Genomic DNA, 12,406 nt, shown 5'->3' on the forward strand with positions numbered 1-12,406 from the left:
TGTTTTTACTTGAACTATTGTGTTGCTTGAATTGCGGTTAAGGCAATTGTGTACACAATATCATCAACCAAGGCACCACGAGATAAGTCATTGACTGGTTTGCGCATACCTTGAAGCATTGGGCCAATAGACACTAAATCTGCAGAACGTTGTACTGCTTTGTAAGTAGTGTTACCAGTATTTAAGTCAGGGAATACGAATACCGTTGCTTTACCTGCTACTGGTGAATTTGGTGCTTTAGAGCGAGCCACATCTTCCATCACAGCCGCATCGTATTGTAATGGGCCATCGATTAATAAATCAGGGCGTTTTTCTTTCGCAATACGGGTTGCTTCTTTCACTTTTTCTACATCAGCACCGCTACCAGATGTACCCGTTGAGTAAGAAATCATTGCGACTTTTGGATCAATACCAAATGCTTTCGCAGAATCCGCAGATTGAATTGCGATTTCAGCAAGTTGTTCTGCTGTAGGATCTGGGTTTACCGCACAGTCACCATAAACAAGCACTTGATCTGGTAGTAACATAAAGAAGATAGAAGAAACAATTGAACTACCAGGTGCAGTTTTGATGATTTGCATTGGTGGGCGAATGGTATTTGCAGTAGTGTGAACAGCACCAGATACTAAACCATCTACTTCATTTGCTTCTAACATCATAGTACCAAGCACTACGGTATCTTCTAATTGTTCACGAGCTGCAGTTTCTGTCATACCTTTAGCTTTACGTAATTCAACTAAACGAGCAACATAGTTTTCACGAACATCTGCAGGATTAATGATTGTAATGCCTTTACCTAGTTTAACACCTTGTGCTTCAGCTACACGTTGAACAGATGCTGGATCTGCTAAAAGCACACATTCCGCAATGCCACGTTCTGCACAAAGTACAGCTGCTTTGATTGTACGAGGTTCATCACCTTCAGGAAGCACAATGCGTTTTTTTGCAGCACGAGCAAGTTCAGTCAATTGGAAACGGAACGCTGGTGGGGATAAACGACGTAAACGAGTAGAATCCGCAACTAGGTTATTGATAAAGTCAGCATTAAAGTGCTGGCTTGTGTATTGTTTGATGTTTTCAATACGCTCTTTATCATCAACGGGCACTTCAAGGTTGAAGTTTTGTAAATTTAATGCTGTTTGCCAGGTGTTACCTTCAATACGGAAGATTGGCAATTTTGCTTTTTCAAAAGCCGGTTGGCAAAGTTTATTGATTTGAGCATCAATTTTGTAACCGCCAGTTAATAAAAGGCCACCGATTTCAATACCATTTGATGCTGCGAGAGCGGCAGCCACAAGTACATCTGGACGATCCGCTGAGGCGACTAATAAGCTACCTGCACGGAAATGTTCAACCATATTTGGTAAACTTCTTGCGCAGAAAGTGATACCACGGATACGACGGTTAATATCTCCTTCAGTGATAATTGATGCACCTAAGTATTTCACTAAATCGATAGCACGTGTTGCGATTAAATCTGCAGACCAAGGCACACAAGCTAATAATTTGATTGAGCTATTTGCAAATAATTTGCTCACTTCTGCTTCACATGCATGGCTATGTTGGAATGAATCAAAGATTTCAGCAAGATCAGGGCGTGTACGACCAGATTCATCAACGGGTGCATTAAATTTGTTTACAACTACGCCTAAAAGATTCGGATTGTTTTTACCACCAAATAGAGAGGCTGCAGCTTCTACACGATCTTTTAATTCGGTTGGGGTTTCAGTTGCAGGTGCTGCAACTAATACGATTTCCGCATCTAATGCTTGTGCAATTTCATAGTTGATGCTATTTGCGTAACCGTGTTTTCTTGTTGGAATTAAGCCTTCAACCACAACAATATCGTTGTTTTTAGTTAATTGTTGGTGATTTGCCACAATTTTTTCTAACAATACATCAGACTGATTTTGCCCAATCAATGATTCCGCAACGCTTAACATAAACGGTTCAGAAGTTTCAAGGTTAGTGCTGGTGCGAATGATAGAGGTTGTACGATCCAGTTTATCTTCACCTGTGCTTGGTTGAGAAACTGGTTTCATAAAACCAACTTTTGCGCCTTTTTGTTCAAGAGAATGGATCAATCCCAGACTAATGCTAGTTAAACCCACGCCTGTGCTTACAGGGATAAGGATAATCGTGCGAGACATAGTTAAACCTTAATGTGTATATGTTATAAATAAAAACTGCCGAAAAATTCGGCAGCTTGTTGTTAAATTAGAAACAAAGTTTTGCGGTATCTTGTGCGATAACTAATTCTTCGTTAGTTGGAAGAACAATCGCTTTAAATGCTGAATCATCAGTAGTGATGACGCCATCTTTACCGAAGCGTGCCGCTAGATTGCGTTCGTTATCCACTTTAATACCAAATAATTTCAAGTGATTTAATGCTAATTCACGAACGTGTGCTGAGTTCTCACCAATGCCACCCGTGAAAGCAATCGCATCTAAGTGATTATCACCTAATACAGCCATATAAGCACCGATATATTTCGCTAAACGATAGCTGTATACATCTAAAGCGCGTTTTGCTTCTGGTTTAGATACATCATCGTAATTATCTTCAGCATAACGGCAGTCGCTCGTTACTTCAGTTAAACCTAAAAGACCAGATTTTTTCACTAAAGTCTCTTCGATTTGTTCCATAGACATACCTAAAGTTTTGTATAGGTAGAATACGATTGCAGGATCGATATCACCACAACGAGTGCCCATGACTAAACCTTCTAACGGAGTTAAGCCCATTGATGTATCGATACATTTACCGTTACGCACAACAGAAACAGAACCACCATTACCTAAGTGACAAATAATCGTATTGACTTGGTCTGCAGGTTTACCTACATATTCAGCGACTTCACGAGAAACGAAGTAGTGGCTAGTACCGTGTGCACCGTAGCGACGAACGCCATGTTCTTTATATAAAGAGTATGGAAGGGCATAAAGAAATGCTTCTTCAGGCATGGTTTGGTGGAATGCCGTATCAAAAACTACTACATTTTTATCTTTTAAGTGCGGGAATGCATTGAATGCTTCGCGAATACCGATTAAGTGCGCTGGATTGTGAAGTGGCGCAAATTGTGCAGCATCTTCAATACCTTTAACGACTTCATCAGTTACGATAACAGATTGGGTGTATTTTTCACCACCATGTACGATACGGTGACCAATTGCCGCGATAGAGTTTTTAAGCTCATCTGTCATGATATTAGACGCAATAAAGTTAAGCGCTTCAGTATGAGCTGCGCCTGCGCCTAAATCTGCGTTACCTTTCTCACCATTGAGTTTCCATTTGATACGAGCTTCTGGTAAGAAAAATGCTTCCGCTAAGCCGGATAATTTTTCTTCACCTGTTGCAGGATCAAGAATTGCAAATTTTAGTGAAGAACTACCACAGTTAAGGATAAGAACAAGTTTTGACATGGGAACCCTATATTTGATTAAAGTTAATGGAAATCCACCTTGCTGATGGACTGAAAAAATCTGGCATAGGATACACCTTTTGATAAACAAAATAAATTCATCCCAGCATAAAAAGACAACGATTTATGGAACTTTTTGAAAAATTAAACTTTTTCAGTAAGGTGACAATTTCAGGCAAACTGGGGTATGATAAGTGCGGTTGTTTTTTAAAGGTGTTTTTATGGCATTTTTTTCCATTTTAAAACAGGGACAAATTTATCTTAATACTTGGCCACAGGAGGCTAAATTAGGGATTATTTTCCCAGAAAACCGCATTATGAAAGCCACGAGTTTTGCACAAAAATTCATGCCTTTTGTTGCTGTATTTACAGTGGTGTGGCAACAGATTTATGCAAAAAATGATTTGATGGCCTTTTCTATTGCAATTTTGACCGCACTTTTTGCCTTGCTTATTCCTTTTCAAGGTCTTTATTGGCTTGGTAAGCGTGCGAGTTCGCCATTAGAAAATCAAAGTGCGGTGTGGTTTTATGATATTTGCGAACGCTTAAAAAAACTACATGAACCCTTGCCTCTTGTGCAAGATCAACCGACATACCAACATTTAGCAGAAGTCTTAAAGAAAGCTCAAAGCAAATTTGAACGTGCTTTTTGGCAGGAAATTTAGTTTACGCAAACGTTTTCTTTTTGGCTTTATTTTTGTAGAATACCTCGGTCGTTTTAAACGGCCGTTTTTCATTGAGAGATTTTTTAATGATCGATTACATTATTATTGGCATTATCGCTTTTTCCATTCTTGTCAGTTTATTACGCGGTTTTGTACGCGAAGTGCTTTCACTCGGTAGCTGGGTTGTGGCATTTATAGTAGCAAGCCAGTTTTATCCTTATCTTGCAGCTTATCTTACGCAAATTGAATCAATGTATATTCGTAATGGAACCGCAATCGGGATTTTATTTGTACTGACTTTAATCGTGGGTGCCATAGTAAATTATGTGATTAGTCAATTAGTGGATAAAACGGGGTTAAGCGGCACTGATCGCGTATTAGGTGCAGCTTTCGGTTTAGTGCGCGGTGCACTGATTGTGGCTGCGTTATTATTTTTCATGGATACCTTCACCAATTTTGAACAAACTGATTGGTGGAAAGAATCTCAATTAATACCGCACTTTGGTTTTATTATTGAATGGTTCTTTCAACAACTCCAAGCTAGTTCAAGTTTTTTAACTCCAACGCTTAATCAATAAGGAACACAAAATGTGTGGTATTGTCGGTATTGTTAGCCAAAGTCCGGTTAATGAATCTATTTATGCAGCATTAACTCTTTTGCAACATCGTGGGCAAGATGCTGCGGGCATTGTGACGCTTGACGATGAAAACCGTTTCCGTTTACGCAAAGCTAACGGTTTAGTGAGTGATGTGTTCCATCAAGAACATATGCTACGCTTGCAAGGAAATGCTGGATTGGGGCATGTTCGCTATCCTACAGCGGGGAGTTCTAGCGTCTCAGAGGCGCAGCCTTTTTATGTAAATTCTCCCTATGGTGTCACTTTGGTGCATAATGGCAACTTAACCAACTCAGTGGAGTTAAAAGAAAAAGTCTTTAAAACAGCTCGCCGACATGTAAACACCAATTCAGATTCCGAACTTCTTCTAAATATTCTTGCAAATCACCTTGATCACATTCCTCAAGAGAAACTTGATCCAAAAGATATTTTTAATGCTGTTCGTCAAACTCACAACGATGTTCGTGGTGCTTATGCTTGTTTAGCGATGATTATTGGGCATGGCATGGTTGCGTTTCGTGATCCTTTTGGTATTCGTCCTTTAGTGTTGGGTAAACGCGAAGAAAATGGCAAAACTGATTATATGTTTGCCTCTGAAACAGTTGCTTTAGATATTGTTGGTTTTGACTTTGTTCGTGATATTGCCCCTGGTGAAGCCGTTTATGTGACGTTTGATGGCGAGCTTTATTCCCAGCAATGTGCTGAAAGTGCGGTGTTAAATCCTTGTATTTTTGAGTATGTTTATTTTGCACGTCCAGATTCAACAATTGATGGCGTCTCTGTTTATGCAGCACGTGTTCACATGGGCGAAAAACTCGGACAAAAAATTGCAAAAGAATGGGCGGATGAAATTGATAATATTGATGTAGTGATTCCCGTTCCTGAAACCTCCACAGATATTGCGTTACAAATAGCTCGAGTACTAGGGAAACCTTACCGACAAGGATTTGTGAAAAATCGCTATGTTGGTCGTACGTTTATTATGCCAGGACAAGCACAGCGTATTAGTTCTGTTCGTCGCAAATTGAATACTATTAAAGCTGAATTTAAAGATAAAAACGTCTTATTGGTGGACGATTCTATCGTTCGTGGCACAACCTCTGAGCAAATTGTTGAAATGGCTCGCTCAGCTGGCGCGAAGAAAATTTACTTTGCCTCTGCTGCTCCAGAAATTCGTTATCCGAATGTATATGGTATTGATATGCCGAGTCGCGATGAACTGATCGCTTACGGTAGAAATGTTGATGAAATTGCACATTTGATTGGTGTGGACAAATTAATTTTCCAAGATCTGACCGCACTTACTGAATCTGTTCAATTGGAAAACCCAGCCATTCAAGGTTTTGATTGTTCTGTTTTCACAGGCGAATATATTACAGGTGACATCACGCCAGAATATTTAGAGAAAATCGCAAGTCAACGGAACGATAGTGCAAAGAAAAAACGTGAAAAACAAGCATCTAATCTTGAAATTTATAATGAACAATAAATTGCGATAAGGCGAGATATTTAATCTGATAAAAAATCACCGCATTAAAAAAGTGCGGTGATTTTTTATTTATTTTTTAGAATCTCTTCTAGATAGTTTTCGCAATCAGAATATTGAAATTGGAATCCAGCGTTGAGTAATTTTTCAGGCACAACATTTTGGCTTTCTAGTAATAGATTCGCTCGTTCGCCAAGGATGAAATGTAATATCCATTTTGGAATGATTGCAAAGGCAGGACGTTTTAATATTCCAGCCAAAGTGCGGTTAAATTTATATTGTTTTATGGGATTCGGGGCGGTGAAGTTAAATGAGCCTTGGCATTTTGAGTGATCGAGTAAAAATAAAATGCCATTGACCATATCTTCCAAAGCAATCCAGGGAAAATATTGCTCTCCATTGCCCAGTTTGCTGCCAAGCCCCCATTTGTATAAAGGCAACATTTGAGCTAGTGCCCCCCCTTTTTTAGAAAAGACCATGCCTGTTCGAATCAAACAAACTCTTGCATCAGCTTGTCGCGCAATATTTTCCCAATCTTGGCATAATTGTGCGGTGAAAGTTTTTGCTGTTTTGCTTGTTTCGGTAATTTTTTGTTCGCCTTGATCGCCGTAAATTCCAGTTGCTGAACCTGAAATAAAAATAGGGTGTTGCTGATATTGATTAATGAATTCAACCAGTTGAGTGGTAAGGCTTAAACGACTTTCTCGTAAAATAGATTTTTGCTTTGTCGTCCAAGCTTTATGAAAAATCGGCTCACCAGCAAGATTGATGATGGCATCAAGCTGTTCTTGTAAATCGAGTTCTGAAAGTGCGGTAATAAATTTGATGTTTTTTGGCTTTGAGATAGTTTGCAGCGTACTTGAGCGGGTTAAGATCGTCACTTGTTCATTGCGTAGGCTGAGCTGTTCAACAAGTGCTTTGCCAATAAGTCCCGTGCCTCCAGTTAATAAAATATTCATTACAACGCGTTTTCAAATAAACGTTGAACATTTTTGAGTAAATCGACAATTTTTGTGCCACGCGTTGGTGTGATAAAAATTGTGTCATCGCCTGCGATAGTGCCTAAGATGCCTTCTGATTTTCCAATTGAATCGAGCAAGCGAGCGATGAGTTGTGCCGCACCTGGAGAAGTCTTAATGACAATTAACATATCATTGTAATCAACGTCTAATACAAGATTTTTTAATGGGCTACTGGTATTAGGAACACTTAATTCACCTGGTAAGCAATAGACCATTTCCATTTTGGTATTACGGGTGCGAACAGCGCCAAATTTGGTGAGCATTCTTGATATTTTTGATTGATTAATGCCTGTAAAGCCTTGTTTTTTTAAGGCATCGACAATCTCACTTTGAGAGCCAAAGCGTTCTTGATTGAGTAATTCTTTAAAAGCACGAGTTAAATTGTCAGTCATTTTTATTTTTCAATAGTCAAAAATTTGCATAAGAATTGCATAAAAATTCATTTTCATCAACTTGAATGTGAATAAAAGCAAAGAGAAGGAAAAAATTACCTCAGAAATGTGAACTAGATCATAGAATGATATTTCTCTGTTTGTAATTGTGAGATGAAAATTTTAAAATCAGGTCATCTTAAATTAACTAACACATAAGGAGTATTTATGAAAGTTGCAGTATTAGGCGCCGCAGGCGGTATTGGTCAAGCATTAGCGTTATTACTAAAACTTCAGTTGCCTGCTGGTTCAGATTTAGCATTATATGATATTGCCCCTGTTACCCCAGGTGTTGCAGTGGATGTGAGCCATATTCCAACTGCAGTGAATGTGAAAGGTTTTTCTGGTGAAGATCCAACACCAGCACTTGAAGGTGCAGATGTTGTATTAATTTCTGCTGGTGTTGCACGTAAACCTGGTATGGATCGTTCAGATTTATTCAATATTAATGCAGGCATTGTTCGTGGTTTAATTGAAAAAGTCGCGGTCACTTGCCCGAAAGCTTGTGTTGGTATCATCACTAACCCAGTAAATACTACCGTTGCGATTGCGGCCGAAGTATTGAAAAAAGCAGGTGTTTACGACAAACGTAAATTATTTGGTGTAACAACTTTAGACGTGTTACGTTCTGAAACCTTTGTGGCTGAATTAAAAGGTTTAAATGTTTCTCGTACAAGCGTTCCTGTTATTGGTGGTCACTCAGGTGTGACTATTCTTCCATTACTTTCTCAAGTTCAATATGCTAAATGGAATGAAGATGAAATCGAACCATTAACAAAACGTATCCAAAATGCAGGTACAGAAGTGGTCAATGCAAAAGCGGGTGGTGGTTCTGCAACGCTTTCAATGGCGCAAGCTGCAGCACGTTTTGCTCGTTCTTTAGTGAAAGGATTAAGTGGCGAGACAGTTGTTGAATGTACTTATGTTGAAGGTGATGGTAAATATGCTCGTTTCTTCTCTCAACCAGTTCGTTTAGGCAAAGAAGGTGTAGAAGAAATTTTACCAATTGGCCCATTAAGCAATTTTGAACAACAAGCTTTAGAAAATATGTTGCCAACTTTACGTGCAGATATTGAATTAGGCGAAAAATTTATTAATGGTTAATCGTTAAACAATAAGAAGGGAATATAAAATTCTCTTTTTATTAAAATAAAAAAGCCACCAAATGGTGGCTTTTGTTTGTATCTTTATTATTTCTGACGCATTGCAGGGAATAAGATCACATCACGAATTGACGGTGCATTTGCATAAAGCATCGCTAAACGGTCGATACCTAAACCTTCCCCAGCTGTTGGTGGTAAGCCGTGCTCTAATGCAACAACAAAGTCTTCATCTTTAAACATCGCTTCATCATCGCCCGCTTCTTTAGCAGCGACTTGTGCATCAAAACGTTCATTTTGGTCTTCCGCATCATTTAATTCAGAGAAACCATTACCGATTTCACGACCACCGATAAAGAGCTCAAAACGATCTGTTACATCAGGATTTTCATCATTGCGACGTGCAAGTGGAGAAATTTCCGCAGGATGAGCCATTAAGAATGTTGGTTGAATTAAGTGATGTTCAGCCACTTCTTCAAAAATTGCATTGACAATGCTGCCTAAACCCCAAGATTTTTGTACTTCAATACCTAAGCGTTCAGCCGTGGCTTTTGCACGATCAAAGTCATATAAATCTTCTTTTACGATACCTTTGTCTGCTCCGTATTTAATGGTTGCATCGTGTAATGTAATACGTTCGAATGGTTTACCAAAATCAAATTCGTATTCACCGTATTTAACAATAGTAGTACCAAGAATATCAATCGCTAATTTACGAAGAAGTTCTTCGGTGTTATCCATTAAATCATGGTAATCTGCATAGGCTTGATAGTATTCAAGCATAGTAAATTCTGGATTATGACGAACAGAAACCCCTTCATTACGGAAGTTACGGTTTAATTCAAATACTCGTTCAAAGCCACCCACTACTAGGCGTTTTAAATAAAGTTCAGGTGCGATACGTAAATACATATCCACATCTAATGCATTGTGATGGGTCACGAAAGGACGCGCAGATGCACCGCCTGGAATTACTTGTAACATTGGCGTTTCCACTTCCATAAAGCCTTTAGAAATGAAATATTCACGAATCCCCGCGACAACTTTAGAACGAATAATAAAAGTGCGGCGAGATTCTTCGTTAGAAATTAAATCTAAATAACGTTGGCGATAACGAACTTCTTGGTCGGTTAAACCATGGAATTTGTCTGGTAATGGGCGAAGTGCTTTAGTTAAAAGTTGAACTTCAGTGGTTTTAACGGTGAGTTCATCGGTTTTTGTTTTAAATAAAGTGCCTTTAACGCCAACGATGTCACCTAAATCCCAAGTACCAACGTCATCTTTATAAACACCTTCAGGTAAATTATCGCGAGCAACATAAAGCTGGATTTTACCGCTCATATCTTGAATGGTGATAAACGTCACCTTGCCCATTGCTCGGCGAGTCATAATACGCCCCGCAACTTGTACTTCAACGCCTTTCTCTTTTAAGATTTCACCGTCTTCAGCATCATATTGATTGTGCAAGTCTTGTGCGAGCGCATCACGACGAAACTTGTTTGGAAATGCATTACCTTTTGCACGTAATGCAGCTAATTTTTCACGACGAACGAGCATTTCGCCATTGAGATCTAATTCTTTAACTTCTTGTTCTGACATATTGTTTACCTTTAATTTTAACTTTAAAAATACCTTCAAAAATAACCGCACTTTGGGGTTATTTCTATGATGGGATAAGTAACGCGTCTTTACTTATCCAGTAAATCATGATTAAAGCCCAGCTTTTAAACTCGCTTCAATAAATCGATCTAAATCACCGTCTAATACGGCTTGGGTGTTACGGTTTTCCACACCAGTACGCAAATCTTTAATGCGTGAATCGTCTAATACGTAAGAGCGAATTTGGCTGCCCCAACCAATGTCAGATTTATTATCTTCCATTGCTTGTTTATCTGCATTTTTCTTCTGTAATTCAAGTTCATACAATTTCGCTTTTAATTGTTTCATTGCTTGATCTTTGTTCTTGTGCTGTGAACGATCGTTCTGACATTGCACCACAATGCCACTTGGCATATGGGTAATTCGCACCGCACTTTCAGTTTTGTTTACGTGCTGACCACCAGCCCCTGATGCACGATAAACATCAATACGTAAATCAGCAGGATTGATTTCAATATCAATATCATCATCAATTTCAGGGTAGACAAATGCTGCGCTGAATGATGTGTGGCGACGGTTATTGGAATCAAATGGACTTTTCCGCACTAAACGATGAATACCGGTTTCTGTTCGTAACCAACCAAAGGCATATTCACCGCTTACTTTAATGGTTGCCGATTTCAATCCAGCTACATCACCGTCAGATACTTCCATCAGTTCTGTTTTAAAACCTTTGCTTTCAGCCCAACGGAGATACATACGGAGCAACATTTCTGTCCAATCTTGAGCTTCCGTACCGCCAGAACCAGCTTGTAAGTCCACATAGCAATCGCAAGCATCATGTTCGCCACTAAACATTCGACGGAACTCTAATTTTTCGAGTTGTTGTTCGAGTTCAGCTAACTCAGCAACTGCTTCATTGAAGGTGTCTTCGTCTTCTGCTTCGATGGCAAGTTCTAATAACCCATCAACATCTTCTAATCCTTGTTCTAAATTTTTGATGGTATTTACAACTTGTTCTAAAGAAACGCGTTCTTTACCAAGCGCTTGGGCTTTATCTGGATCATTCCAAACATCTGGCTGTTCTAATTCGGCATTGACTTCTTCTAAACGCTCAACTTTGGCATCGAAGTCAAAGATACCCCCGAAGCACCGAAGTACGGTCGGTTAAGTCGGTGATTTTATTTTTTACAGGATTGATTTCAAACATAATAAATTCACTGTGTGATAAAGTGTGGGATTATATGCTATTTTCTGATTTTTGGATAGTTTGACCTTGCAGAAATTAGCAATCTATCTATAATTTCAGACTTTCTTACTCAAGCTAATTTAGGAACAAAAAATGAAGAAAATTTTTACCGCACTTTTGTGCATGACTGCGGCTAATGCAATGGCAAACGATGCCACGATTAAAAGCAAATTACAGTCTCTTGGCGCATCCAATATTGATGTGAAATCCTCGCCAATTTCAGGTATCAAAACTGCCGTAACAGATCAAGGCGTACTTTATGTGACAGACGATGGAAAATATGCTTTCCAAGGTAAACTTTACGAGCTCACAAATAGTGGCCCTGTTGATGTAGCGGGTAAAATTTTAGTGGATAAACTTAATTCTTATAAAGATGAGATGATTGTTTATCCCGCTAAAAATGAAAAGCATGTTGTGACGGTATTTATGGATATTACTTGCCATTATTGCCATTTATTACATCAGCAATTAAAAGAATATAATGATCTTGGTATTACCGTGCGTTATTTAGCTTTCCCTCGTGCGGGCATGAATAACCAAACTGCAAAACAAATGGAAGCGATTTGGACGGCTAAAGATCCTGTTTTTGCTTTAAACGAAGCTGAAAAAGGCAATTTACCGAAAGAAGTTAAAATCCCAAATGTTGTGAAAAAGCATTATGAATTAGGCGCGCAATTTGGCGTAAATGGCACACCAAGTATTGTTACCTCAACTGGTGAGCTTATTGGCGGTTATTTAAAACCAGCTGATTTATTGAGCACACTTGAAGAAACAACAAAATAATCCTAGCGATATTCATATTTATAAGGGCATAT

General features: G+C 38.9%; 11 protein-coding genes. 5 read left to right on the forward strand and 6 right to left on the reverse strand.

Features of this window, described 5'->3' with window-relative positions:
- Positions 1–14: 14 nt before the first annotated feature.
- A complete protein-coding gene (gene pta / locus DV417_RS04505) occupies positions 15–2,150 on the reverse strand; it encodes a phosphate acetyltransferase (protein ID WP_118878808.1) in 2,136 nt (711 codons plus the stop codon).
- A 67-nt stretch (positions 2,151–2,217) separates the two neighbouring features.
- On the reverse strand, positions 2,218–3,423 hold the full coding sequence (locus tag DV417_RS04510; RefSeq protein ID WP_118878810.1) for an acetate kinase: 1,206 nt from the start codon (positions 3,421–3,423) through the stop codon (positions 2,218–2,220).
- Positions 3,424–3,643: 220 nt separating this feature from the next.
- Here DV417_RS04510 and yfbV point away from each other — a divergent pair, with 220 nt between their 5' ends.
- The 3 genes from yfbV to purF all read left to right on the forward strand — a co-directional run bounded on the left by yfbV (position 3,644) and on the right by purF (position 6,193).
- Positions 3,644–4,087 (forward strand): terminus macrodomain insulation protein YfbV, encoded by a 444-nt coding sequence (gene yfbV, locus DV417_RS04515; RefSeq protein ID WP_118878812.1) that lies wholly within the window; start codon positions 3,644–3,646, stop codon positions 4,085–4,087.
- An 86-nt stretch (positions 4,088–4,173) separates the two neighbouring features.
- Positions 4,174–4,665 carry a CvpA family protein gene (locus DV417_RS04520; protein ID WP_005670590.1) on the forward strand — a complete coding sequence of 164 codons (492 nt, stop codon included), beginning with the start codon at positions 4,174–4,176 and terminating at the stop codon, positions 4,663–4,665.
- A 10-nt stretch (positions 4,666–4,675) separates the two neighbouring features.
- Positions 4,676–6,193: an amidophosphoribosyltransferase gene (gene purF / locus DV417_RS04525; protein WP_118878814.1), complete on the forward strand. Its 1,518-nt coding sequence runs from the start codon at positions 4,676–4,678 to the stop codon at positions 6,191–6,193.
- A gap of 65 nt (positions 6,194–6,258) precedes the next feature.
- Here the strand turns inward: purF and DV417_RS04530 are convergent, their stop codons facing one another.
- Positions 6,259–7,149 (reverse strand): TIGR01777 family oxidoreductase, encoded by an 891-nt coding sequence (locus DV417_RS04530; RefSeq protein ID WP_118878816.1) that lies wholly within the window; start codon positions 7,147–7,149, stop codon positions 6,259–6,261.
- A complete protein-coding gene (gene argR / locus DV417_RS04535; RefSeq protein WP_005638679.1) occupies positions 7,149–7,604 on the reverse strand; it encodes a transcriptional regulator ArgR in 456 nt (151 codons plus the stop codon). The genes DV417_RS04530 and argR overlap by 1 nt, the downstream gene beginning before the upstream one ends.
- 207 nt (positions 7,605–7,811) lie before the next feature.
- Here argR and mdh point away from each other — a divergent pair, with 207 nt between their 5' ends.
- Complete coding sequence (mdh, locus tag DV417_RS04540; RefSeq protein ID WP_005691178.1) at positions 7,812–8,747, forward strand: malate dehydrogenase; 936 nt, start codon at positions 7,812–7,814, stop codon at positions 8,745–8,747.
- Positions 8,748–8,833: 86 nt separating this feature from the next.
- Here the strand turns inward: mdh and lysS are convergent, their stop codons facing one another.
- Both lysS and prfB read right to left on the reverse strand, forming a co-directional pair.
- Complete coding sequence (gene lysS / locus DV417_RS04545; RefSeq protein WP_118878818.1) at positions 8,834–10,342, reverse strand: lysine--tRNA ligase; 1,509 nt, start codon at positions 10,340–10,342, stop codon at positions 8,834–8,836.
- A 111-nt stretch (positions 10,343–10,453) separates the two neighbouring features.
- A protein-coding gene (prfB, locus tag DV417_RS04550) for a peptide chain release factor 2 (RefSeq protein WP_111407231.1) occupies positions 10,454–11,552 on the reverse strand; the annotation gives its coding sequence in 2 pieces (ribosomal slippage) (positions 10,454–11,476 and positions 11,478–11,552; 1,098 coding nt in all).
- 132 nt (positions 11,553–11,684) lie between these two features.
- On the opposite strand from prfB, the gene dsbC reads away from it, so the two are divergent.
- On the forward strand, positions 11,685–12,374 hold the full coding sequence (gene dsbC / locus DV417_RS04555) for a bifunctional protein-disulfide isomerase/oxidoreductase DsbC (protein WP_118878820.1): 690 nt from the start codon (positions 11,685–11,687) through the stop codon (positions 12,372–12,374).
- The last annotated feature ends 32 nt before the right edge of the window (positions 12,375–12,406 follow it).

Origin of the sequence: Haemophilus haemolyticus (genome assembly GCF_003490935.1) — a bacterium.
Lineage (GTDB): Bacteria > Pseudomonadota > Gammaproteobacteria > Enterobacterales > Pasteurellaceae > Haemophilus > Haemophilus haemolyticus_M.